Source organism: Streptomyces sp. NPDC034111 (genome assembly GCF_055575375.1).
In genome coordinates this window covers 100,673-122,224 of record NZ_JBVIST010000001.1, presented here as the reverse complement: position 1 = coordinate 122,224, position 21,552 = coordinate 100,673, and the positions used below count along the sequence as shown (strand labels likewise).

At 71.3% G+C, this 21,552-nt stretch carries 24 protein-coding genes; 17 read left to right on the top strand and 7 right to left on the bottom strand.

All coding sequences use genetic code 11. From position 1 onward, the window contains the following. Positions 1 to 7: 7 nt before the first annotated feature. The 3 genes from ACZ55A_RS00615 to ACZ55A_RS00605 all read left to right on the top strand — a co-directional run bounded on the left by ACZ55A_RS00615 (position 8) and on the right by ACZ55A_RS00605 (position 2,592). A complete protein-coding gene (locus ACZ55A_RS00615; protein ID WP_468830957.1) occupies positions 8 to 991 on the top strand; it encodes a heme o synthase in 984 nt (327 codons plus the stop codon). A 55-nt stretch (positions 992 to 1,046) separates the two neighbouring features. Next, positions 1,047 to 1,418 carry a hypothetical protein gene (locus ACZ55A_RS00610; protein ID WP_468830954.1) on the top strand — a complete coding sequence of 124 codons (372 nt, stop codon included), beginning with the start codon at positions 1,047 to 1,049 and terminating at the stop codon, positions 1,416 to 1,418. A gap of 127 nt (positions 1,419 to 1,545) precedes the next feature. Beyond that, positions 1,546 to 2,592, top strand: a complete 1,047-nt coding sequence (locus ACZ55A_RS00605; protein WP_468830951.1) for an amidohydrolase — start codon at positions 1,546 to 1,548, stop codon at positions 2,590 to 2,592. Here ACZ55A_RS00605 and ACZ55A_RS00600 read toward each other — a convergent pair. The 3 genes from ACZ55A_RS00600 to ACZ55A_RS00590 form a co-directional block, all read right to left on the bottom strand. Next, entirely contained in the window at positions 2,565 to 3,572 is a 1,008-nt protein-coding gene (locus ACZ55A_RS00600; protein WP_468830948.1) for a COX15/CtaA family protein, read from the bottom strand. The two genes, ACZ55A_RS00605 and ACZ55A_RS00600, sit on opposite strands and share 28 nt — an antisense overlap. Before the next feature lie 63 nt (positions 3,573 to 3,635). Further along, a complete protein-coding gene (locus tag ACZ55A_RS00595; protein WP_468830945.1) occupies positions 3,636 to 4,436 on the bottom strand; it encodes an ABC transporter permease in 801 nt (266 codons plus the stop codon). After that, complete coding sequence (locus ACZ55A_RS00590) at positions 4,433 to 5,383, bottom strand: ABC transporter ATP-binding protein (RefSeq protein WP_468830942.1); 951 nt, start codon at positions 5,381 to 5,383, stop codon at positions 4,433 to 4,435. Before ACZ55A_RS00590 ends, ACZ55A_RS00595 begins: the two co-directional genes overlap by 4 nt. 295 nt (positions 5,384 to 5,678) lie before the next feature. Here ACZ55A_RS00590 and ACZ55A_RS00585 point away from each other — a divergent pair, with 295 nt between their 5' ends. Genes ACZ55A_RS00585 through ACZ55A_RS00550 form a run of 8 tightly spaced genes read left to right on the top strand, consistent with a single transcriptional unit; the run spans position 5,679 to position 12,345 of the window. Continuing rightward, positions 5,679 to 6,533: a helix-turn-helix transcriptional regulator gene (locus ACZ55A_RS00585; RefSeq protein WP_468830939.1), complete on the top strand. Its 855-nt coding sequence runs from the start codon at positions 5,679 to 5,681 to the stop codon at positions 6,531 to 6,533. After that, a complete protein-coding gene (sufB, locus tag ACZ55A_RS00580; RefSeq protein ID WP_384442200.1) occupies positions 6,530 to 7,951 on the top strand; it encodes a Fe-S cluster assembly protein SufB in 1,422 nt (473 codons plus the stop codon). Before ACZ55A_RS00585 ends, sufB begins: the two co-directional genes overlap by 4 nt. A 59-nt stretch (positions 7,952 to 8,010) precedes the next feature. Beyond that, positions 8,011 to 9,195 (top strand): Fe-S cluster assembly protein SufD, encoded by a 1,185-nt coding sequence (gene sufD / locus ACZ55A_RS00575; protein WP_468830936.1) that lies wholly within the window; start codon positions 8,011 to 8,013, stop codon positions 9,193 to 9,195. After that, positions 9,192 to 9,509, top strand: coding sequence for a non-heme iron oxygenase ferredoxin subunit (locus tag ACZ55A_RS00570; protein ID WP_466416009.1), 318 nt, complete (start codon positions 9,192 to 9,194; stop codon positions 9,507 to 9,509). The genes sufD and ACZ55A_RS00570 overlap by 4 nt, the downstream gene beginning before the upstream one ends. Positions 9,510 to 9,516: 7 nt before the next feature. Continuing rightward, on the top strand, positions 9,517 to 10,281 hold the full coding sequence (gene sufC, locus ACZ55A_RS00565; protein WP_467660527.1) for a Fe-S cluster assembly ATPase SufC: 765 nt from the start codon (positions 9,517 to 9,519) through the stop codon (positions 10,279 to 10,281). Continuing rightward, positions 10,278 to 11,534, top strand: a complete 1,257-nt coding sequence (locus tag ACZ55A_RS00560; protein ID WP_468830931.1) for a cysteine desulfurase — start codon at positions 10,278 to 10,280, stop codon at positions 11,532 to 11,534. The genes sufC and ACZ55A_RS00560 overlap by 4 nt, the downstream gene beginning before the upstream one ends. 20 nt (positions 11,535 to 11,554) lie before the next feature. Continuing rightward, positions 11,555 to 12,013 carry a Fe-S cluster assembly sulfur transfer protein SufU gene (sufU, locus tag ACZ55A_RS00555; RefSeq protein WP_468830928.1) on the top strand — a complete coding sequence of 153 codons (459 nt, stop codon included), beginning with the start codon at positions 11,555 to 11,557 and terminating at the stop codon, positions 12,011 to 12,013. Beyond that, positions 12,010 to 12,345, top strand: coding sequence for a metal-sulfur cluster assembly factor (locus ACZ55A_RS00550; protein WP_033270552.1), 336 nt, complete (start codon positions 12,010 to 12,012; stop codon positions 12,343 to 12,345). Before sufU ends, ACZ55A_RS00550 begins: the two co-directional genes overlap by 4 nt. An 89-nt stretch (positions 12,346 to 12,434) precedes the next feature. Here ACZ55A_RS00550 and ACZ55A_RS00545 read toward each other — a convergent pair whose 3' ends face one another. After that, positions 12,435 to 12,917, bottom strand: coding sequence for a MarR family transcriptional regulator (locus ACZ55A_RS00545; protein WP_468830924.1), 483 nt, complete (start codon positions 12,915 to 12,917; stop codon positions 12,435 to 12,437). A gap of 134 nt (positions 12,918 to 13,051) precedes the next feature. Here ACZ55A_RS00545 and ACZ55A_RS00540 point away from each other — a divergent pair, with 134 nt between their 5' ends. The 5 genes from ACZ55A_RS00540 (at position 13,052) to ACZ55A_RS00520 (ending at position 16,619) form a co-directional block, all read left to right on the top strand. After that, the gene (locus ACZ55A_RS00540; RefSeq protein WP_468830921.1) at positions 13,052 to 13,519 is read left to right on the top strand and encodes an SgcJ/EcaC family oxidoreductase; all 468 of its coding nucleotides are present in this window, start codon (positions 13,052 to 13,054) and stop codon (positions 13,517 to 13,519) included. 50 nt (positions 13,520 to 13,569) lie between these two features. Next, the gene (locus tag ACZ55A_RS00535; protein WP_468830918.1) at positions 13,570 to 13,887 is read left to right on the top strand and encodes a DMT family transporter; all 318 of its coding nucleotides are present in this window, start codon (positions 13,570 to 13,572) and stop codon (positions 13,885 to 13,887) included. After that, positions 13,887 to 14,426 carry a TetR/AcrR family transcriptional regulator gene (locus ACZ55A_RS00530; RefSeq protein ID WP_468830915.1) on the top strand — a complete coding sequence of 180 codons (540 nt, stop codon included), beginning with the start codon at positions 13,887 to 13,889 and terminating at the stop codon, positions 14,424 to 14,426. Before ACZ55A_RS00535 ends, ACZ55A_RS00530 begins: the two co-directional genes overlap by 1 nt. Before the next feature lie 128 nt (positions 14,427 to 14,554). Next, positions 14,555 to 15,550, top strand: coding sequence for a 2,3,4,5-tetrahydropyridine-2,6-dicarboxylate N-succinyltransferase (gene dapD, locus ACZ55A_RS00525; RefSeq protein ID WP_468830912.1), 996 nt, complete (start codon positions 14,555 to 14,557; stop codon positions 15,548 to 15,550). Between the two features lie 100 nt (positions 15,551 to 15,650). Further along, positions 15,651 to 16,619: an EI24 domain-containing protein gene (locus ACZ55A_RS00520; protein ID WP_468830909.1), complete on the top strand. Its 969-nt coding sequence runs from the start codon at positions 15,651 to 15,653 to the stop codon at positions 16,617 to 16,619. Here ACZ55A_RS00520 and dapA read toward each other — a convergent pair. From dapA to ACZ55A_RS00505, 3 genes are all read right to left on the bottom strand, one after another. Further along, entirely contained in the window at positions 16,513 to 17,496 is a 984-nt protein-coding gene (dapA, locus tag ACZ55A_RS00515) for a 4-hydroxy-tetrahydrodipicolinate synthase (protein WP_468830906.1), read from the bottom strand. The genes ACZ55A_RS00520 and dapA overlap by 107 nt on opposite strands. 150 nt (positions 17,497 to 17,646) lie before the next feature. Next, positions 17,647 to 17,796, bottom strand: coding sequence for a hypothetical protein (locus ACZ55A_RS00510; protein ID WP_468830903.1), 150 nt, complete (start codon positions 17,794 to 17,796; stop codon positions 17,647 to 17,649). Between the two features lie 135 nt (positions 17,797 to 17,931). Next, the gene (locus ACZ55A_RS00505; protein WP_468830900.1) at positions 17,932 to 19,770 is read right to left on the bottom strand and encodes an endonuclease/exonuclease/phosphatase family protein; all 1,839 of its coding nucleotides are present in this window, start codon (positions 19,768 to 19,770) and stop codon (positions 17,932 to 17,934) included. A 258-nt stretch (positions 19,771 to 20,028) separates the two neighbouring features. On the opposite strand from ACZ55A_RS00505, the gene ACZ55A_RS00500 reads away from it, so the two are divergent. After that, on the top strand, positions 20,029 to 21,522 hold the full coding sequence (locus tag ACZ55A_RS00500) for a hypothetical protein (protein ID WP_468830898.1): 1,494 nt from the start codon (positions 20,029 to 20,031) through the stop codon (positions 21,520 to 21,522). Positions 21,523 to 21,552 lie beyond the last annotated feature (30 nt).

The following is a 21,552-nucleotide window of genomic DNA, read 5'->3' as shown; positions in this document are numbered from 1 at the left end:
GGTGTGCGTGACGGCCGTCGATTCCCGTCCTGCGGATGGGGGCACCTCCCACGCCGTTCAGGCTGTGGGGGAGCTCTCCCAGAGCCCCGAGGGTCCAGGTCACCGCCCGCTCGGGGCCCGTGTGGGCGCGTTCGTGGCGCTCACCAAGCCGCGCGTCATCGAGCTGCTGCTGATGACGACGGTGCCGGTGATGTTCCTGGCGGCCGGTGGGGTCCCCGATCTGTGGCTCGTGCTGGCGACCTGTGTCGGCGGCTATCTCTCCGCCGGCGGCGCGGCCGCCTACAACATGTACGTCGACCGTGACATCGACGCCCTGATGGACCGCACCTCGCAGCGTCCCCTGGTGACCGGCATGGTCTCGCCCCGCGAGTGCCTGGTCTTCGCCACCGCGCTCACGGTCGGCTCCACCGCCTGGTTCTGGTTCCTCGTCAACCCGCTGTCGGCGATGCTGTCGCTCGGTGCGCTGCTCTTCTACGTCGTGGTTTACACGATGATCCTCAAGCGCCGCACCGCGCAGAACATCGTCTGGGGCGGCATCGCGGGCTGTATGCCGGTCTTCATCGGCTGGTCCGCGGTGACGAACTCGGTCTCCTGGGCGGCGTTCGTCCTCTTCCTCGTCATCTTCTTCTGGACGCCGCCGCACTACTGGCCGCTGTCGATGAAGGCCAAGGACGACTACGAGCGGGTCGGCGTGCCGATGCTGCCGGTCATCGCCGGCAACAAGGCCGTGGCCCGCCAGATCGTCGCCTACAGCTGGGTGATGGTCGGCGTCTCGCTGCTGCTCCAGCCGCTGGGCTACACCGGCTGGTTCTACACCGCGGTCGCGCTCGCCTGCGGCGCCTTCTGGCTCAAGGAGGCGCACGCCCTCCAGTCCCGGGCCAAGGCCGGGATCACCGGGCCCAAGCTCAAGGAGATGCGGCTGTTCCACTGGTCCATCACCTATGTCTCCCTGCTCTTCGTCGCGGTCGCCGTGGATCCCTTCCTGCGCTGAGGAGGTGTGGGGGATCACCTCCGCAAAGCGCCGTACTCGCGGGTAGCATGGGGTCATGGCAGACACCCAGCAGGCGGAGACGACGGCCGGTGCGACGGCGGGCACCACGGCCGACAAGCGGGCCGCCAAGCACGCGGCCCGGCTCGCCAAGCAGATCCGCGCCTTCGCCGACTCCCACGGCGGCAGCGCCGAGGGCCAGCTCGCGCACATCGGCCGCGGCCGCACCCGGATCGCCCTCGTCGGTGCCAACGGCGAGTGGGGCAACCTCGTCGCGGACAGCTTCGACACCGCCAAGGACGCCGCGGCCAGGGCGGGCCTGACCCTCCAGGACGACTTCGACGGCGACCTCGCCGCCAAGGTCCGCACCGGCCGCTACGAATGGTCGCGGATGGCCGGGATCCAGGTCGGCGGCCCGGCCAACGGCTGACACCGCAGGGAGCCGCCGGGGCGCACACCACGCGCGGAGCCCGCTACCTCACCACCCCCTCGTCCGTTAAGCCCACCAGGCGCGGCGCTTGGGCCTCGCCCGGCGGGCTTACGGCGAGGAGGGGCGGATGGACGGACTTCCCCCGCTCATCGATCAGTACAGCCACGGCGCGGTCCACGGCGAGCTGGGCCTCGGCTCCTTCGAGACCCATCTGGCCGCCGCGGTCGGCGCCCACGGCCCGGCCCCCGCCGGCACCAGCTACTTCGACAGCCTCACCGGCCTGGCGATACGCCGCTGGTGCCCTCCGCTGCTCGGCCTGGAGCCGCACTGTCCGCCGGCCCGCTATCTGGCCCGCAGACGTGAGATGGGCGCCTACCAGGCCGGCCGGCTGCTGCTGCGCGGCTCGGGCATCGGCACGTTCCTGCTGGAGGCCGGTACCCCCAGCGAGCTGACGTCCGCCACCGAGATCGCCACCGCCGCCGAGGCCCGCGCCCACGAGGTCGTACGGGTCGAAGCGCTCGCCGAGCAGATCGCCGACACCTCCGGCAGCGTCGACTCCTTCATCGGCTACACCGCCGAGGCCCTCTACGCCGCGGCCCAGCACGCCACCGCCTTCGCTTCCGGCGCCACCTACTGCGACGGCCACGCCCCGGAGGCCGGTGAGGTCCGCCGGGCCGCCGACCGCTGGCTGTGCGCCCGTCGCCCCGGCGGCAGGCTGGCCGACCCCGCCCTCGTACGCCATCTGCTGTGGAGCGCGGTGGCCACCGGCCTGCCCGTACAGCTGCACTGCCCCGACCCCCGGCCGCTGGCGGCCTTCCTGCACGCCACCACGGGTATCGGCGCGGACCTCGTACTGCTCCCCGCGGCCCCGCACCACCGCCGCGCGGCCCAGCTCGCCGCCGCCCACGCCCATGTCTACGCCGACGCCGGGCCCTGTCCCGAGGAGACCCTGCCGTATGCGCCGTTCGGCAAGCTGCTGTTCTCCTCGGGCGCCCGCGGGCTGCCCGAGCTCTATGTGACCGGCGCCCGCTCGTTCGTACGCGCCATGGAGCGCCTGGTGCGGGAGTGGACCGACGAGGGGCTGTGCGGGCCGGAGGACGGGCGGCGGATCACGGAGATGATCGCTTCCGGGACCGCGCGCCGGGTCTACCGGCTGGGGGCCGGGACCGGCTGAGTGGCCGGCGCCTCGTCGTGCTCACCGGAGGCCGCGGTCGCGGCGGGGCCGTCCTCCGGGAGCGGACCGCGGTCGCGCAGCGACAGGGCGACCCGCAGCACACAGATCCACACCAGGGCCGAGCCCATCATGTGGAGCCCGATGACGAGTTCGGGCAGGCCCATGAAGTACTGGACATAGCCGATGACGCCCTGAAGGGCGATACAGACGGCCAGCTCCAGGAGGGTCCGGCGCGGGGCGGCCGGTGCCTTGACGGCGCGCAGCGTGAACCACAGGGCGACGGTCAGGCCGACGACGATGTAGACGAAGTCGACATGCAGCTGGGTGATCTCCTGCCAGTCCAGCGGGATGCGGTGGACCTTGCGGGCGTCGCCCGCGTGCGGGCCGGTGCCGGTGACGACGGTGCCGATGACGGTGAGCGCGCCGGCCGCCCCCACCAGCAGCCAGGCCAGCTGCCGCACCGGGCGGGCGACCAGGTCACGCGGCTCCTCGTCGCCCTCGCTCGCCCGCTTCCAGCTCAGCACGGCGACCGTGAGCAGGGCCGTGGACAGCAGGAAGTGCGCGGCGACGAGGTACGGGTTCAGGCCGGTCAGTACGACGATGCCGCCCCAGACCGCATTGCCCATCACGATCCAGAACTGCGCCCAGCCGAGGCGGGTGAGCGAGCGGCGCCGGGGGGCCCGGGCACGGGCGGCGATGATGAACAGCCCGACGAACGCGCAGAGCACGTACGTCAGCAAGCGGTTGCCGAACTCGATGAGGCCGTTGATGCCCATCGCGGCGGTCGGCGTCAGGCTCCCCGGCGTGCAGTTGGGCCAGGTCGAGCAGCCGAGCCCGGACTGGGTGAGCCGGACGGCGCCGCCTGTGACGACGATGATCACGGCCATCACGACGGTGGCGAGCGCGGCGCGTCGCACAAAGGCCGCGGACGGCTGCCAGCGGTCGGCGATCAGCGCAAGGGGATTCAGCGAATTCGGCACGGGAGCCATCGTAGGCGGCGGCTTGTGCAAACTTTCACGAGGGGTGCCCCCGGTGTCCCGCGGCTACTCCCAGCGGAAGAACTTCGCCGCCGCGCCCAGCCCCAGCACCGCCCATCCGGCCAGGATCCCCAGGTCGGCCCAGGGCGTTCCGGCGCCGTGCTGGAGGACGTCCCGCAGGCCGTCCGAGAGCGCGGAGACCGGCAGCAGGTGCAGGACGGACTGCGCCGCCCCCGGGAACCTGTCGAGCGGGACGATCACGCCGCCGCCGACGAGCAGCAGCAGGAAGACCAGGTTGGCGGCGGCCAGCGTCGCCTCGGCCTTCAGCGTCCCCGCCATCAGCAGGCCCAGGCCCGAGAACGCGGCCGTGCCCAGGAGGAGCAGCAGCACGACCGCGAGCGGGTTGCCGTGCGGGGACCACCCCAGCGCAAAGGCGATCACCGTCAGCAGCGTGATCTGAAGGACCTCGGTGACCAGCACCGAGCAGGTCTTGGCGGTCATCAGCGCCCAGCGGGGGAGCGGCGAGGCGCCCAGCCGCTTGAGGACGCCGTAGCGCCGCTCGAAGCCGGTGGCGATGGCCTGGCCGGTGAACGCCGTGGAGAGCACGGCCAGCGCCAGGACGCCCGGCGCGAGGAAGTCCACCGCCTTGCCGGGCCCCGTCTCGACGATGTCGACGGTGGAGAACAGCACCAGCAGCAGTGTCGGGATGACCACGGTCAGCAGCAGCTGCTCGCCGTTGCGCAGCAGCATCTTCGTCTCCAGCGCCGCCTGCGCGCGGATCATCCGGGGCAGCGGTGCGGCCCCCGGCCGCGGGGCGAAGGTGCCGGTGGTGGTACCGGCGGCGGTACCGGCCTCGGTGGCGGTCATACGCGCAGCTCCTTGCCGGTCAGCTCCAGAAATACGTCCTCCAGGGTGTGCCGCTCGACGGCTATCGCGTCCGGCATCACCCCGTTCTGCGCACACCACGAGGCGACCGTGGCCAGCAGCTGCGGGTTGATCTTGCCGTGCACGCGGTAGGTACCGGCGGCGAGCTCGGTGGCGGCGCTGTCCGCGGGCAGCGCCTTGAGCAGCGAGGCGAGGTCGAGACCGGGGCGCCCGGTGAAGCGCAGGCTGTTCTCCGCGCCGCCGCGGCACAGCTCGTCCGGGCTGCCCTGGGCGATCACCCGCCCGCCGTCGACGATCGCGACGTCGTCGGCCAGCTGCTCGGCCTCGTCCATGAAGTGCGTGGTCAGCACGGTGCTGACGCCGTCGGCGCGCAGCTCCCGTACGAGGTCCCAGGTGGCGCGGCGGGCCTGCGGGTCGAGGCCGGCCGTCGGCTCGTCGAGGAAGACCAGCTCGGGACGGCCGACCACGGCCATCGCCAGCGCGAGGCGCTGCTGCTGGCCGCCGGAGAGCCGCCGGTAGGGCGTCCGGCCGCAGCTGCCCAGGCCGAGGCGGTCGATCAGGCCGCCGACGTCGAGGGGGTGGGCGTGCAGGGTGGCGGTGTGCCGCAGCATCTCCTCGGCGCGGGCGCCCGCGTAGACGCCGCCGGACTGGAGCATCACACCGATCCGCGGGCGCAGCTCGGCGGCGTCGGCGACCGGGTCCAGGCCCAGGACGCGGACCGTGCCGGCGTCCGGGCGGCGGTAGCCCTCGCAGATCTCGACGGTGGTGGTCTTGCCGGCGCCGTTGGGGCCGAGTACGGCGGTGACCGAGCCCCGGGCGACGGTCAGATCGAGCCCGTCCACCGCGGTCTTGGTCCCGTACCGCTTGACCAGGCCGACGACCTCGACGGCGGGGGTCCGGGGGGTGCCCCCCGGGGAGCTGCTGCGCATGGCGGGCAGTCTACGAAGAGAGCGGCGACAGTCCCCCACGGGGGCGTGGGTGCCGGCGGGCGCCCAGGGGTCATCAGTCTGGCGGTGTGCGGGACCGCGCTCTTTCCGGGCTCGTTCCGGCCGGACGGGCCATGATCGGCCCGCCGCCCGCCGGAGGCGCACAACCGCAGGTCGGCCGTGCTTTCGGAGCATCCGGAAGGGGCTTGAAATTAGGTATGCCTAAGTGATAGAGGCCACCAGCCCACCCCTTGGACGAGGCTTGAATCGCTTTGACGAATTACGCAACAATGGCGTTGTGAAATACGCGAGCGAGGATCAGCGGGAGCCCGCGGTCGATCAGACCGCCGGGCCGGCCGCCTCCGCGCCCGGGCGGACCGAGCAGCCGAAGCAGGCCGCCGCGGCCCCGCACGACGAGCAGCAGGGCACCCGCAACAAGGTCGCCCGCTCCATCCTCGACCACGGCCCGTCCACCGCGGCCGAGATCGCCGTCCGCCTGGACCTGACCCAGGCCGCCGTCCGCCGTCATCTGGACGCGCTGGCCGCGGAGGGAGTCGTCGAGCCCCGCGAGAAGCGGGTCTACGGCACGCGCGGCCGCGGCCGTCCGGCCAGGGCCTTCGCCCTCACCGACTGCGGCCGGGACGCCTTCGACCAGGCCTACGACCAGCTCGCCACGGACGCGCTGCGCTGGATCGCGCAAAGCGCGGGCGGCGGCGAGCGGGGCGAGGCGGCCGTCGCCGCATTCGCCCGCGCACGGTTCGCCGCACAGGCCGAGGGCTACCGCGAGGCGGTCGAGAACGCCGATCCGGAGGCCCGTACCCAGGCCCTTGCGGAGGCGTTGACCGCGGACGGGTACGCTGCTACGGCGCGCAGCGCGCCCAATTCCCAGCTCGGTGAACAGCTCTGCCAGCACCACTGCCCGGTCGCCCATGTCGCCGAGCAGTACCCGCAGCTGTGCGAGGCGGAGACCGAGGTCTTCTCCCGTTTGCTCGGGACCCATGTACAGCGCCTTGCCACCATCGCCCACGGCGACGGGGTGTGCACCACCTTCGTCCCGAAGGGCGGGGCCGGCAAGGCCGCTCACCGCACCGGTGGGCACCCCCAAAAGACCACCACAGCATCTGCAAGCACGGCCGGGAGGAACCCCGCATGACGCTCCCCACGGAGACTGCTCACCCTGAGCTCGAGGGCCTGGGCAAGTACGAATACGGCTGGGCCGACTCCGACGCGGCCGGCGCTTCGGCGAAGCGCGGCCTTTCCGAGGACGTCGTCCGCGACATCTCGGCGAAGAAGAACGAGCCGGAGTGGATGCTCAAGCTCCGCCTCAAGGGCCTGCGCCTGTTCGACAAGAAGCCCATGCCGAACTGGGGCTCGGACCTGTCGGGCATCGACTTCGACAACATCAAGTACTTCGTCCGCTCCACCGAGCAGCAGGCCGCCTCCTGGGAGGACCTGCCCGAGGACATCAAGAACACCTACGACAAGCTGGGCATCCCCGAGGCGGAGAAGCAGCGCCTGGTCGCCGGTGTCGCCGCGCAGTACGAGTCCGAGGTCGTCTACCACCAGATCCGTGAGGACCTGGAGGCGCAGGGCGTCATCTTCCTGGACACCGACACCGCGCTGAAGGAGCACCCGGAGCTCTTCCAGGAGTACTTCGGCACGGTCATCCCGGTCGGCGACAACAAGTTCGCGTCGCTGAACACCGCCGTGTGGTCCGGCGGCTCGTTCATCTACGTGCCCAAGGGTGTCCACGTCGACATCCCGCTCCAGGCCTACTTCCGGATCAACACCGAGAACATGGGCCAGTTCGAGCGGACGCTGATCATCGTCGACGAGGACGCCTACGTCCACTACGTCGAGGGCTGCACGGCGCCGATCTACAAGTCGGACTCGCTGCACTCCGCGGTGGTCGAGATCATCGTCAAGAAGGGCGGCCGCTGCCGCTACACGACCATCCAGAACTGGTCGAACAACGTCTACAACCTGGTCACCAAGCGCGCCGTCGCCTACGAGGGCGCGACCATGGAGTGGGTCGACGGCAACCTCGGCTCCAAGGTGACGATGAAGTACCCGGCGGTCTACCTGATGGGCGAGCACGCCAAGGGCGAGACCCTGTCCATCGCCTTCGCGGGCGAGGGCCAGCACCAGGACGCCGGCTCCAAGATGGTCCACATGGCGCCGAACACCTCCTCCAACATCGTCTCCAAGTCGGTGGCGCGGGGCGGCGGCCGGACCTCCTACCGCGGTCTGGTCGAGATCGGCGAGGGCGCCGCGGGCTCCAAGTCCAACGTGCTGTGTGACGCCCTGCTGGTGGACACCATCTCCCGCTCGGACACCTACCCCTACGTCGACGTCCGCGAGGACGACGTCTCCATGGGCCACGAGGCGACCGTCTCCAAGGTCAGCGAGGACCAGCTCTTCTACCTGATGGCCCGCGGCCTGTCGGAGGACGAGGCCATGGCGATGATCGTGCGCGGCTTCGTCGAGCCGATCGCCCGTGAGCTGCCGATGGAGTACGCGCTGGAGCTGAACCGGCTGATCGAGCTGCAGATGGAAGGCGCGGTCGGCTGACGCCCCGCCCCCAGCAGCGACCGACTCCCTGATTGCAGAAAGCGAGCACGACGACAGCCATGGCTGAGGCTCAGAACATCCCGGCGGGTTCCACGACCACCGGCTCCATCGCGGTGGCCGCGGAGTCCACCGTCGCCACGAGGATGAGCGCCCCGCCGTCCTACGACGTGGCGGACTTCCCGGTGCCGCACGGCCGCGAGGAGGAGTGGCGCTTCACGCCCCTCGCGCGCCTGAAGGGCCTGCACGACGGCTCCGCCGAGGCCGGCGGTCCCGACCTGAAGATCGACATCACCGCGCCCGAGGGCGTCACCCACGAGCTGGTCGACCGCACCGACCCGCGGGTCGGCAAGGCCGGCAAGCCCGTGGACCGGGTCGCCGCCCAGGCGTACAGCTCCTTCGAGAAGGCGTCGGTGGTCTCGGTCCCCAAGGAGACCGTGCTGACCGAGCCGATCCGGATTGCTGTGCACGGGGACGGCGGCACCGCCTTCGGCCACCAGGTCATCGAGCTCGGTGCGTTCGCCGAGGCCGTCGTCGTCATCGACCACACCGGTGACGCGGTGCTCGCCGCCAACATCGACTACCTCCTCGGCGACGGCGCCAAGCTGACCGTCGTCTCCGTCCAGGACTGGGACGACCACGCCGTCCACACCGGGCAGCACAACGCCCTGGTCGGCCGGGACGCCTCCTTCAAGTCCGTGGTCGTCACCTTCGGCGGCGACCTCGTCCGTCTGCACCCGCGCATCAGCTACGCGGGCCCCGGCGGCGAGGCCGAGCTCTACGGCCTGTACTTCACCGAGCAGGGCCAGCACCACGAGCACCGCCTGTTCGTCGACCACGAGGCGTCCAACTGCCGCTCCCACGTGACCTACAAGGGCGCGCTCCAGGGCGACGACGCGCACGCCGTCTGGATCGGCGACGTCCTGATCAGGGCCTCGGCGACCGGCACGGACACCTACGAGCTCAACCGCAACCTCGTCCTCACCGACGGCGCGCGGGTCGACTCGGTGCCCAACCTGGAGATCGAGACCGGCGAGATCGTCGGCGCCGGCCACGCCTCGGCGACCGGCCGCTTCGACGATGAGCAGCTGTTCTACCTGATGGCCCGTGGCATCCCGGCCGACGAGGCCCGACGGCTGGTCGTGCGCGGCTTCTTCGCCGAGCTGGTCCAGCAGATCGGCCTCCCGGACGTCGAAGAGCGCCTGATGAGCAAGATCGAGTCCGAGCTGGAAGCGTCCGCGGTATGAGCTACGTACGCGCAGCGGCGCTGAGCGAGCTGGAGGAGGACACTCCCAAGCGGGTGGAGATCGACGGCACCCCCGTGTCTCTCGTCCGCACCGAGGGCGAGGTGTTCGCCATCAACGACATCTGCTCGCACGCGAACGTCTCCCTCTCGGAGGGCGAGGTCGAGGACTGCTCGATCGAGTGCTGGCTGCACGGTTCGAGTTTCGACCTGCGCACCGGCAAGCCCAACGGCCTTCCCGCGACGCGCCCCGTCCCCGTATACCCCGTAAAGATCGAAGGGGACGACGTGCTCGTCTCCGTCACCCAGGAGTCCTGAGTCACCCATGGCAACGCTTGAGATCCACGACCTGCACGTCTCCGTCGAGGCCGAGAACGGCCCGCGCGAGATCCTGAAGGGCGTCGACCTGACCGTGAAGCAGGGCGAGACGCACGCCATCATGGGCCCCAACGGCTCCGGCAAGTCGACCCTCGCCTACTCCCTCGCAGGTCACCCCAAGTACACGATCACCGGCGGCACCGTCACCCTCGACGGCGAGGACGTCCTGGAGATGTCCGTCGACGAGCGCGCCCGGGCCGGCGTCTTCCTCGCCATGCAGTACCCGGTCGAGGTGCCCGGCGTCTCGGTCTCCAACTTCCTGCGCACCTCCGCCACCGCGATCCGCGGTGAGGCCCCCAAGCTGCGGCTGTGGGTCAAGGAGGTCAAGGAGGCCATGGAGCGTCTGAACATGGACCCGGCTTTCGCCGAGCGCAACGTCAACGAGGGCTTCTCCGGCGGTGAGAAGAAGCGCCACGAGATCCTTCAGCTGGAGCTGCTGAAGCCGGCCATCGCGATCCTCGACGAGACCGACTCCGGCCTCGACGTCGACGCGCTGCGGATCGTCTCCGAGGGCGTCAACCGCGTCCGCGAGACGGGCCAGGTGGGCACCCTGCTCATCACCCACTACACGCGGATTCTCCGTTACATCAAGCCCGACCACGTCCACGTCTTCGCCGACGGCCGCATCGCGGAGTCCGGCGGCGCGGAGCTCGCCGACAAGCTGGAGGCGGAGGGCTACGAGGCTTACACGAAGGGTGGCGCAACCGCGTGACACAGCTGCCGGGCCTCCTCGACACAGAGGCGATCCGTAAGGACTTCCCCCTTCTGGACCGCCAGGTCCACGACGGGCGGAAGATCGTGTACCTGGACAACGCGGCGACGTCGCAGAAGCCGCGCCAGGTCCTCGACGCCCTGAACGCCTACTACGAACGCCACAACGCCAACGTCCACCGGGGCGTGCATGTGCTCGCCGAGGAGGCCACGGCGCTGTACGAAGGCGCCCGCGACAAGGTGGCGGCCTTCATCAACGCGCCCAGCCGCGACGAGGTGATCTTCACCAAGAACGCCTCGGAGTCGCTGAACCTCGTGGCCAACATGCTCGGCTGGGCCGATGAGCCCTACCGGGTGGACCGCGAGACCGAGATCGTCATCACGGAGATGGAACACCACTCCAACATCGTTCCGTGGCAGCTGCTCGCGCAGCGCACCGGCGCGAAGCTGAAGTGGTTCGGCATCACCGACGACGGCCGCCTCGACCTGTCCAACATCGAGGAGATCATCACGGAGCAGACGAAGATCGTCTCCTTCACGCTGGTCTCCAACATCATGGGCACCGTGAACCCGGTCGAGACGATCATCCGCCGGGCCCAGGAGGTCGGCGCGCTGGTCTGCATCGACGCCTCGCAGGCCGCCCCGCACATGGTGCTGGACGTGCAGGCGCTCCAGGCCGACTTCGTGGCCTTCACCGGCCACAAGATGTGCGGCCCGACCGGCATCGGTGTCCTGTGGGGCCGCCAGGAGCTGCTGGAGGACCTGCCGCCCTTCCTCGGCGGCGGCGAGATGATCGAGACCGTCTCGATGCACTCCTCGACGTACGCCCCGGCGCCGCACAAGTTCGAGGCCGGTACGCCGCCGATCGCCCAGGCCGTCGGCCTCGGCGCGGCCGTGGACTACCTCACCTCGATCGGCATGGACAAGATTGCCGCGCATGAGCACGCGATCACCGAGTACGCCGTCAAGCGGCTGCTGGAGGTCCCCGACCTGCGCATCATCGGCCCGAGCACGGCCGAGGAGCGCGGTGCGACGATCTCCTTCACGCTCGGCGACATCCACCCGCACGACGTCGGCCAGGTCCTGGACGAGCAGGGCATAGCGGTCCGGGTGGGGCACCACTGCGCGCGTCCGGTCTGCCTGCGCTACGGAATTCCTGCGACCACGCGAGCGTCGTTCTATCTGTACTCCACCCCGGCCGAGGTCGACGCCCTGGTCGAGGGGCTGGAGCACGTCCGCAACTTCTTCGGATGAGGACGAGGACTGACTGAGCCGTGAAGCTGGATTCCATGTACCAGGACGTCATCCTGGACCACTACAAGCACCCCCATGGGCGCGGTCTTCGGGACGGCGACGCCGAGGTGCACCACACCAACCCGACGTGCGGCGACGAGATCACGCTGCGCGTGCGGCTCGACGGCACGACGATTGAGGATGTGTCCTACGAGGGGCAGGGCTGCTCGATCAGCCAGGCCAGTGCGTCGGTGCTCAACGACCTCCTGGTCGGCAAGGAGCTCGGTGAGGCGCAGAAGATCCAGGAGACCTTCCTGGAGCTGATGCAGTCCAAGGGCCAGATCGAGCCGGACGACGCCATGGAGGAGGTGCTGGAGGACGCGGTGGCGTTCGCCGGCGTCTCCAAGTACCCGGCGCGTGTGAAGTGCGCCCTGCTCAGCTGGATGGCCTGGAAGGACGCCACGGCCAAGGCCCTCTCCGAGGAGGCGAAGACCGCATGACCGACACCCCGACCACCACCAAGCCGGCTTCCGAGGAGGAGGTCCGCGAGGCGCTGTACGACGTCGTCGACCCCGAGCTGGGCATCGACGTCGTCAACCTGGGGCTGATCTACGGCATCCACATCGACGACGCCAACATCGCCACCATCGACATGACGCTGACCTCCGCGGCCTGCCCGCTGACCGACGTCATCGAGGACCAGGCGAAGTCCGCCACGGACGGCATCGTCAACGAACTGAAGATCAACTGGGTCTGGATGCCCCCGTGGGGCCCGGACAAGATCACCGACGACGGCCGCGAACAGCTCCGCGCGCTGGGCTTCAACGTCTGAGACTTCCCCGCAGCAGGACCGCGCTTCGGCCGTGCCCGCCAGTCACCACTGGCGGGCACGGCCGTTTCGCGTATCCGGGCGCCGCGCCGTCAGCTTCCCTTTCCCTGGGGCAGCCCCTTGGTCTCTGCCGTGGCGTCGCGCAGGGCCGGTGCCGCGGCGCTGAAGTAGCGGAAGAGGACCCGTAGTTCGTCCTCGCTGAAGGTGTGGAAGACCTCGGCCATCCGGCGGCGTGCGGGGCCGAAGGCCGCCTCGTCCTCCTCGGGCGGCAGTGGCAGCGGTTCGACCAGTACGCGCCGCCGGTCCTCGGGGTCGGCGGCCCGGCGGGCCCGGCCGGCCCGTACCAGGCGGTCGACGAGGCGGGTGGTGGCGCTCTGGGAGAGCCCGATCCGTTCGGCCAGGGCGCCGGTGGTGAGCGGTCCGGCGAGGTCGAGGGTGTGCAGGGCGTACAGATCGGTGGGGTGCTGGCCCAGCACCTCGGCGGCGGCCTGGCCGTGCAGCACGGTGGCCGTGACATAGGCGCGGTAGCTGTCGGCGTGCTGGGCCGGCAGGGCGTCGCGCTGCGGGTCGGACATCTCGCTCACCTTCCGGGGCGGACCGTGGACGTTTTTTGGGGGAAGCCCCGAACCCCTTGTCTCATACTTGCACACCTGCATATATTGCATGTGTGCATGCAAATGATTCAGTGCATCGATTCACAGGGGGAGCCATGGATTCCAGCGGCGCGGCAGCAACGGAGCGCGAGGCGGCGGCCGTCCGGGGGCGCTTCGAGGCGCACCGGCTGGCCTGGGGCGACGCCGAGGCCTATGGGCGCTCGTTCACCGAGGACGCCGACTACCTCACCTTCTACGGCGGCCGGCTGACCGGCCGCGCCGGGGTGGTCGAGGGTCACCGGGGGCTCTTCGAAGGGGTTCTGAAGGGGTCCCGGCTCTGGGCGGAGATCACGGACCTGGTGTTCCTCACGCCGGACGTCGCCCTTCTGCACGCCCGGGGCGCCGTACTGAAGGGGAAGCGGAACCGGCCCGGCCGCCGTGCGCGGTCCGTCCAGACCTATGTCCTGACCCGGGAGCCCGACGGTGACGGCTGGCTGATCAGGGCGTTCCAGAACACCCGGCACCGGCCCCGTACCGAGGCGCTGAGCGCGGCCCTGGCACGGCTGGCGCCCCGGTCCGGCTGAACCCGAGGCGCTGTGTACGACCGTACGCAACGCTCGGTACCGTCGTCCGCATGGGCTATCTGACGCTCTGGGCGATCCTCTGCGAGATCCTCGCCACCACCGCGATGAAGTACAGCGACGGCTTCAGCAGACTGTGGCCGTCGCTGGGCACCGCGGCCGGATATCTGCTCGCCTTCGCGCTGCTGGCCAGGACGCTGCGGTCGATGAGCGTCGGGACCGCGTACGCCATCTGGGCCGGTGCCGGGACGGCCCTGATCGCGGCGATCGGGATCGTGTTCCTCGGGGAGAGCGCCGGCGCGCTGAAGGTCCTCGGGGTGCTGCTGGTGATCGCCGGGGTCGTGGTGCTCAATCTGGACGGGGCGCACTGATGGCCCGGCGCTACGACCCCGGCCGGCGGCAGCGGCTCATCGACGCCGCGATCGCGGTGGTCGGCGAACGCGGGATCGCCGGACTCAGCCACCGTGCGGTGGCCGCCGCCGCACAGGTGCCGCTGGGCTCGACGACGTACCACTTCGCGAACCTCGACGAGCTGCTGGTCGCCGCGCTGCGGCAGGTCAACGGGGAGTGGCTGGCCGGCTTCCGGCGCTGGGCGGACGGGCTCGACCCGGCCGTGCCGCTCGCCGACGCGGTGGCCGCGCTGGTCGAGGAGACCCTGGCCGGGGACCGCGCGCGGGTGACGCTGGAGTACGAGCTGTATCTGGCGGCGCTGCGGCGTCCCGCGGTGCGGCCGATCGCGGCCGAGTGCCTGGAGGCGATGGTGCGACTGCTCGCACGGCGGACCGGCGACGAGCCGACCGCGCGGGCGGTGGTGGCGGTCACCGACGGGCTGCTGCTCCAGCATCTGCTGACCGGGCAGCCCTTCGACCCCGCGTCGGTGCGGGCCGGGCTCGCCGGGGTACTGGCCTGACCCCGGTCACCGGCGGACGGCGGGCGGGTTCGTGCGGTCGCACCAACCCGGTGGTGCGACCGTACGGACCGGGCCCGATCGCTGAGACCGGTTCGCCTCGGCGGGCGCCCTCCGGTTAGGTTTCGAACATGACCGATGCAGCTGCTTCCGCTTCCCTCACCACCGGCGCCGTCGCCGCCGGGCTCGCCACCGTCACCTCCGACGGCACCGTTCTCGACACCTGGTTCCCGGCCCCCGAGCTCGTCAGCTCGCCCGGCCCCGCCGGCACCGAGCGCCTGGAGGACGACCGCGCCGCCGAACTGCTGGGCGCCGCCGTGCTCAAGGCGATCGGTCCCGACCCGGTCCGCGAGGTCGAGGTCATCGCCGTCCGTACGGTCATCGCCTCGCTCGAAGACAAGCCGCTGGACGCGCACGACGGCTATCTGCGCCTCCACCTGCTCAGCCACCGGCTGGTCAAGCCGCACGGGCAGAACCTGGAGGGCATCTTCGGTCTGCTGTCCAACGTCGCCTGGACCTCGCTGGGCCCGGTGGCCGTCGACCGGCTGGAGACGGTGCGGCTGAACGCCCGCGCCGAGGGGCTGCATCTCCAGGTCACCAGCGTCGACAAGTTCCCGCGGATGACCGACTACGTCGCGCCCGCCGGCGTACGGATCGCGGACGCCGACCGGGTCCGCCTGGGCGCCCACCTCGCGGCCGGCACCACCGTCATGCACGAGGGCTTCGTCAACTTCAACGCCGGAACGCTGGGCACCTCCATGATCGAGGGCCGGATCAGCGCGGGTGTGGTCGTCGGCGACGGCAGCGACATCGGCGGCGGCGCCTCCACCATGGGCACCCTCTCCGGCGGCGGCAAGCAGATCATCTCGATCGGTGAGCGCTGCCTGCTCGGCGCCGAGTCCGGCATCGGTATCGCGCTGGGCGACGAGTGCGTCGTCGAGGCCGGTCTGTACGTGACCGCCGGCACCCGCGTCACCATGCCCGACGGCCAGATCGTCAAGGCGCTGGAGCTCTCCGGCGGCGACAACATCCTCTTCCGCCGCAACTCCACCACCGGCGCGGTCGAGGCCCGGCCGAACAAGGCGGTCTGGGGCGGCCTCAACGAGATCCTGCACAGCCACAACTGAGCAGCGGCACACGGTACCGGCCCGGCGGAGGACATCCGCCGGGCCGTTGCCTTGTGCTGCCGGTGTCCCGGCGTCCGCCGGGCGCCGATAGGCTTGCGCCATGCGTGATCTTGTAGCGGGGATGCGGTATCTGGGCAAGGGCCAGCGCTGGGTGGCCCGGCACGGCCGTTGGTGGGGATTCGGACTGATTCCGGCGCTGATCGCGCTGGTGCTGTACGCCGCGGTGCTCACCGTGCTCGCCCTCTGGTCCGGCGACATCGCGGCCTGGGCGACACCGTTCGCCGACGGCTGGGGCTCGCCCTGGCAGGGGCTGCTGCGCGGAGTGTTCGTGGCCCTGCTGGTCGCCGGCGGGCTGATGCTGTCCGTGCTGACCTTCACCGCCGTCACCCTGCTGATCGGCGACCCCTTCTACGAGTCGCTGTCACAGAAGGTCGAGGAGAGCGAGGGGCACTGCCCGCCGGGCCCGGACCGGCCGCTGTGGCAGGAGATCTGGATCGCCCTGCGCGACAGCGTCCATGTGCTGCTGCGGGCCGCCGGTTTCGGGATCCTGCTGTTCGTCCTCGGCTTCGTTCCGTTCCTCGGCCAGACCGTGATCCCGGCCGTCGGCTTCTGCGTCTCCGGCTTCTTCCTCGCCGTCGAGCTGACCTCGGTGGCGATGCAGCGCCGTGAGGTCCCGGTACGTGAGCGGCTGCGGCTGCTGCGCGGCCGCAAGGCGCTCGCGGTCGGCTTCGGCACCCCGCTGGTGCTGCTGTTCCTGATCCCGTTCGTCGCGGTGGTGCTGATGCCGGGCGCGGTGGCCGGCGCGACGCTCCTCGTCCGGGATCTGATGCCGGAGGAGGAGCCGCCGCCGGGACCGGAGGGCGGCGAGGCCGCGGGCGCGGGCGGGCCGGCGCAGGCCGCGGCGCCGTACGGGCAGCCGGGGGCGCAGGGGGGTTTCGGCCCCGCGCCCGGGCAGTTCCCGGCTAGCCAGGGACAGCCGCCCCGGCCGCCGCGGACACCGTCGTACCCGCAGCCGCATCCGCCGTCCGGTCCAGGGCCGTCCGCAGCGCGTCCGCCAGCCGGCTGGTGAGCCGGTCGTCGGCGTCCAGCAGCGGGCCGCGCACCGGACCGGCGGGCAGGCCGAGGTGGCGCAGCAGCGCCTTCACGGCGACCGTTCCGGGGTGTTCGGAGCCGGTGACCGCCTCGATCAGGGGGATCAGGGCGAGCTGGCGGCGGGCGGCCGCGGCGGTGTCCCCGGCGTCGTAGGCGTCCATGACGGCGCGGACGGCCCGCGGGGTGACGTTGGCGGCGGTGCTGACGCAGCCGGTCCCGCCCAGCGCCCGCAGCGGCAGGATCTGTTCGTCGCAGCCCGCGTAGTAGGCCAGGTCCGTCGCGGCCAGCACCTTCGCCGACTTCAGCGGGTCGTAGCCGCAGTCCTTGACCCCCGCGATCCGCGGATGGGCGGCCAGCCGCAGCAGGGTGCCGGCGCTCAGCGCGGTGCCGGTGCGGCCGGGGATGTCGTAGAGCAGCACCGGCAGTGAGGTGGCGTCCGCGACGGTGCACAGATGGTGGGCGACGGCCTCCTGGGTGGGCCGTGAGTAGTACGGCGTGACGACCAACAGGCCGTGGGCGCCCGCGCGTTCGGCGCTGCGGGCCAGTGTGACGGAGTGGTGGGTGTCGCTGGTGCCGACCCCGGCGGTGATCCGTGCCCGGTCGCCGACCGCCTCGACGACGGCCCGCAGCAGGGTCTCCTTCTCGGCGTCCGAGGTGGTCGGGGACTCGCCGGTGGTGCCGCTCAGCACCAGTGCGTCACAGCCGCCCTCGTCGACGAGGTGGGTGGCGAGTTGCTGCGCGCCGTCGGCGTCGAGTGCGCCGTCGGCGGCGAACGGGGTGATCATCGCGACCGCCGTGCGTCCGAACGGCGCGGCGGCGGACGACGGGTGGCGGGGTGCGGTCAGGGTGTCCATGCCGGGAGTGTGAGGGCCCATCATGTTTCACGTCCACTTAGTTGTACTGCGTGATTTCTTAAGGATCGCTACGTCGTTGTGTCCGGCCCGCGCATGCGGAACGGCCGCCGCACCTCTCGGTACGACGGCCGCTCGGGCATCACAGGCCCATCACGCGTCAGTCAGGCCATTCCGCGAACGCTTCAGGTCCTGGGTGCGCTCCGATGCGGACTCCTCCGACGACTTCCGCTTCTGCTGGTCGGAGCGCCGCTCGGCGGCACGGTCCTTGTTACCCGACTTACGGTTCTGCGCCTTCGGCATGATGACTCCTCATGTCTCGCCGAATGTTGCTTACCTGCCCAGTACCGCACCCCCGGCGGCACTTGGCCCCCGGACCTGGGCCAGTCGGGTGACGGCGCCCTCACACGCGGTGACGCCGTGGGCCGTGCCGCGGCCCTACGGACGGACCCGCAGCACCTGCGGATCGTGGTCGCTGGCCTGGTCCGCGTACTCGGCGTTGAGGTGCACGATGTCGTAGTCCGGCCTGGTCAGATGGCGGCTGGTGAGGATGTGGTCGAGCACCTGCGAGTTGCCGTTGTAGACATAGCCGTACCGCTCGGCGGCCGGCAGGCGACCGACCAGGTCGGTGAGCACACGCCCGGCGGTGAGGTCCTTCAGGGCCGGCGAGAACGGGTAGTCGTTGAGGTCGCCGGCCACCACCACATCGGCCTTGGGGTCCTTGGCCAGCAGCTCCTTGACGAAGCCGTTGACCAGCTTCGCCTGCGCGGTGCGCTGGGTCTCCGAACCGCGGGCCGGTGGCTGGAAACGGCTGTCCAGACCCTGGTCGCCGCCCTTGGAGTTGAAGTGGTTGGCGATCACGAACACCCGGCTGCCCGGGCGGCTCTTCAGCGAGAACTGGCCGACCAGCGGCTTGCGGCTGGCCTTCCACGCCGGGTCGGCGGGCGCGATCCGGCCCGGGGACGCGGACAGCGTGGCCTTGCCGTGGTCGGCGACCACCTTGACCGGTGTGGTCGCGTCGCCGCCCTTGATGTCCGTGAACGACACCCGCTCGGGGTTGAACAGGAACGCCACCCGGATGTTGCCGCCGGGCTGGCCCCCGTCCTGGTCGTCGGCCGGGTCGATCTGCCGCCACTCGTACGCCGGGCCGCCGGCCGCCTTGATCGCGTCGGTGAGCTTCTTGAGGGTGGCGCCGGCGGTGACCGTCCCGTCGTCCTTCGGACCGTTGTCGTCCTGGACCTCCTCCAGGGCGACGACGTCGGGCGCGGAAAGGTTGTGCACCAGCGCCTTCGCCAGCCGGTCGAACTTGGCCTGCGCGGTGGCCGGGGAGAGGTTCTCGACGTTGTAGGTGGCCACCGCCAGCTCGCCGGACTTCTGCTTGCGGGTGGTCTCCGGCGCCGGGCCGTGGTCGGTGAGCGTGCCCAGTTCGGTGGCCTGGAGGGAGTAGCCGCCGAAGCCGTCGTAGTCCAGCGGCCCGGCGGTGGTGCCGGTCAGCTCGTCGCCGACATCGGCCACCGGGAACGGCCGCTGGGAGAAGGGGATCAGGGACGCCACCTTGACCCGGCCGCCGTTGGGGTCCGCGTACGAGCGGTAGAGCGTACCGCCGCGGGCCGTACGGTTGCGCTTCGGCTCGGCGGTCACCCACAGCTCGTGGTACTTGCTGGTCGGCCCGACCACCGGAGCGTTACCGACCGAGACGCGCATGCCCTCCAGCGACTCGAAGCGGTCCAGTGCGTACGACCCGGGGCGCAGCTTGAGCGGTTCGATGCTCTTGCCGCCCGCGTCGGGGGCGTAACGGTTCGGCACCGAGGCCGGGTTGAGCTTGAACGCGGCCGGCAGCGGGTTGCCGGCGGAGGCGGTCTGCCAGGTCGCGCCGGTGATCTCGGTGACGGACTGCGCTCCGGCGTCCTTGCCGCCCGGGTAGTACTCGCTGACCGTGCCGGAGACGGTGACCGCATCGCCGACGCTGACCTTCGGCGTCTCCTTGCCGGTGAAGACGAAGACCGCCTCACTGGTGGCCGGGTTGCCGTCCGGGTGCGGGTCCTGCACCCAGAAGCCCCGCGACGAGCCGAACGCGCGGATCGCGGTGACCGTACCGGGCACCGCGTCGACCGGCTTCCCGGCCAGCGGGGATATTCGGGTGCTGCCCTGGAGGTCGTGGATCCGGGTGCCGGCCGCGGACGCGGACTGCGTGGCGGTCAGCAGTCCGCCGGCGAGGGCGGCGACGGTCACCGCGCTGACGGTGGCCGGTCGGCGGAGCGAACGACGGGACGGCATGCATGCCTCCGAGGGGAAATGGGGGGTGAATGGAGGGGGTCACGGCACGGAGTGCACGGCACCGGACCCCGGCGCGCTACGCGCGTCAATCTCCGGTGTGCGGAAGGGAGTTGTCAAGGTTCTGCGGGTGACCGGCAAGCGGCCGGGGGGTGAACCGTCCGAGATACGGAGAATTCCGTCTACGCTTGGGCGGCGCACTCCCCAGCTACCGCTGGGAGGTACCCCCAGCCGTAGTCCGTCCGAGGAGCTGAGCACCCGATGTCCGCAGACCGCCCCACCCTGCCGCCGGTGCGGCTGCACCCCGAAGCGGAGCTCGCCCGCGACGCGCTGAGTGCCCCCCTGATGGCCCGGGCGGCCAGGCTCGCCCGCTGGGCCGAGCGCGGTGTCCCGGTCGGCGTCGGCGGCGAGATCCTCCAGGACGCGCTGGCCGAGGCCACCGAGCTCCTGGGACTGGCCGGCGACGAGGACGGCCCGGCCTACACCGCGGAGGCCTGGCAGCTGGCGGTGGACACCGGGCTGGTCGAGATCGAGGAGAGCCCGGAGAGCGCCGAGGACGGCGCTGAGCTGCCGGACGACGCCGCGGTCGGCACCGCCACCCCCGGCGAGGAGCTGCGCCTGCTGACCTCCGGCAGCCCGCAGGACGTCCTGGACATCTGGCTCGGCGGTATGGAGACCGTGCTCGCCGACGCGGCCGCCCCCGATCTGGCCGACCTCGCCGACCAGCTCGCCGAGGGCGGCGAGCTGGACCTGGACTCCCTCGACTGGAACCCGGAGCAGGAGGCCGAACTGCTCGACGGGATCCTCGGCAACCTCTATCTGCTCTCCGCCCTCGCCGAGGGCCCCGACAAGGACGTTCCGCTGCCCGCACTGGCCGCCTCCATGATCGTCCCGGACGATATGGACGAGCCCACCGACGACATCCTCGAAGAGGTCTCCGAGGCGATGATGCGCCTGGACGACCAGTTCCGGGTGCTGGAGCCGATCGGCCTGGTGGCGTACAGGCCGGTGGACGAGGCGCTGATCGAGGAGCTGGACGAGCAGGGCGAGACGGTCAGGTCCGCCGAGCCGCTGACCGACGAGGACGTCTCCCGCTACGGCCTGGTCCGCCTCACCCCGCTCGGCGTCTACGCCGTCCGCGCCCGCCTCCAGGACGCCGGCGCCCACGCCCCGGCGGTCGGCGACCTCACCGGCAAGGGCGCCGATGTCCTGCTGGACGCGCTGCCCGACTACCCCGAGGCGCTGGCCCAGGCCGAGTCCGAGCAGTGGCTCGCCGCCCGGCAGCCGCTGGACGCCGCCCGCGAACTGCTCGCCGCCGCCCGCGGTGACGACGAGGGTGCCCCGCGCCGCCGGCTCGCCGCCCAGCAGACCCTCTCGCTGGTCGCGCCGGACGCCGAGGCGGCGCTGCGCGAGGTGCTGGACGACCGCCGGCTGGGCGGGCTGGCCCGGGTCTGGCTCGCCGAGCGGGGCCTGCCCGGCATCCCCGAGCCGTCCCAGGACATGATCTTCTGGCTGACGGTGGACACCATCGCGGCCCAGCTGGACAGCGCCGACGAGGGCGCGGAGGCCGAACTGCGCGAGCTGGTGCAGGGCCTGACCGAGCAGCACAGCGGGTTCTTCGACTCCGCCTGGCGGGTGGACCACCCGGCCACCGCCGACGTCCTGGAGGCCATGGGCCGGCTGCACCCGGACAAGAAGGCCGCCAAGGAAGCCCGTAAGGCCGCGTTCAAGGCGCGCTCGCGGAGGTCGGCCTGACACCTTGAGGGCCGGGCGGGGCCGGGGGCG

Bases quoted from the DNA above. Each gene is read 5' to 3' on its own strand.
- ACZ55A_RS00540 (WP_468830921.1), top strand. From the start codon at position 13,052: ATGGATTCCAGCGGCGCGGCAGCAACGGAGCGCGAGGCGGCGGCCGTC.
- sufB (WP_384442200.1), top strand. From the start codon at position 6,530: ATGACGCTCCCCACGGAGACTGCTCACCCTGAGCTCGAGGGCCTGGGC.
- ACZ55A_RS00530 (WP_468830915.1), top strand. From the start codon at position 13,887: ATGGCCCGGCGCTACGACCCCGGCCGGCGGCAGCGGCTCATCGACGCC.
- ACZ55A_RS00605 (WP_468830951.1), top strand. From the start codon at position 1,546: ATGGACGGACTTCCCCCGCTCATCGATCAGTACAGCCACGGCGCGGTC.
- ACZ55A_RS00500 (WP_468830898.1), top strand. From the start codon at position 20,029: ATGTCCGCAGACCGCCCCACCCTGCCGCCGGTGCGGCTGCACCCCGAA.
- dapA (WP_468830906.1), bottom strand. From the start codon at position 17,496: ATGGACACCCTGACCGCACCCCGCCACCCGTCGTCCGCCGCCGCGCCG.
- ACZ55A_RS00505 (WP_468830900.1), bottom strand. From the start codon at position 19,770: ATGCCGTCCCGTCGTTCGCTCCGCCGACCGGCCACCGTCAGCGCGGTG.
- ACZ55A_RS00545 (WP_468830924.1), bottom strand. From the start codon at position 12,917: ATGTCCGACCCGCAGCGCGACGCCCTGCCGGCCCAGCACGCCGACAGC.
- sufC (WP_467660527.1), top strand. From the start codon at position 9,517: ATGGCAACGCTTGAGATCCACGACCTGCACGTCTCCGTCGAGGCCGAG.
- ACZ55A_RS00570 (WP_466416009.1), top strand. From the start codon at position 9,192: ATGAGCTACGTACGCGCAGCGGCGCTGAGCGAGCTGGAGGAGGACACT.
- ACZ55A_RS00590 (WP_468830942.1), bottom strand. From the start codon at position 5,383: ATGCGCAGCAGCTCCCCGGGGGGCACCCCCCGGACCCCCGCCGTCGAG.
- dapD (WP_468830912.1), top strand. From the start codon at position 14,555: ATGACCGATGCAGCTGCTTCCGCTTCCCTCACCACCGGCGCCGTCGCC.
- sufD (WP_468830936.1), top strand. From the start codon at position 8,011: ATGGCTGAGGCTCAGAACATCCCGGCGGGTTCCACGACCACCGGCTCC.
- ACZ55A_RS00520 (WP_468830909.1), top strand. From the start codon at position 15,651: ATGCGTGATCTTGTAGCGGGGATGCGGTATCTGGGCAAGGGCCAGCGC.
- ACZ55A_RS00550 (WP_033270552.1), top strand. From the start codon at position 12,010: ATGACCGACACCCCGACCACCACCAAGCCGGCTTCCGAGGAGGAGGTC.
- ACZ55A_RS00610 (WP_468830954.1), top strand. From the start codon at position 1,047: ATGGCAGACACCCAGCAGGCGGAGACGACGGCCGGTGCGACGGCGGGC.
- ACZ55A_RS00535 (WP_468830918.1), top strand. From the start codon at position 13,570: ATGGGCTATCTGACGCTCTGGGCGATCCTCTGCGAGATCCTCGCCACC.
- ACZ55A_RS00510 (WP_468830903.1), bottom strand. From the start codon at position 17,796: ATGCCGAAGGCGCAGAACCGTAAGTCGGGTAACAAGGACCGTGCCGCC.
- ACZ55A_RS00595 (WP_468830945.1), bottom strand. From the start codon at position 4,436: ATGACCGCCACCGAGGCCGGTACCGCCGCCGGTACCACCACCGGCACC.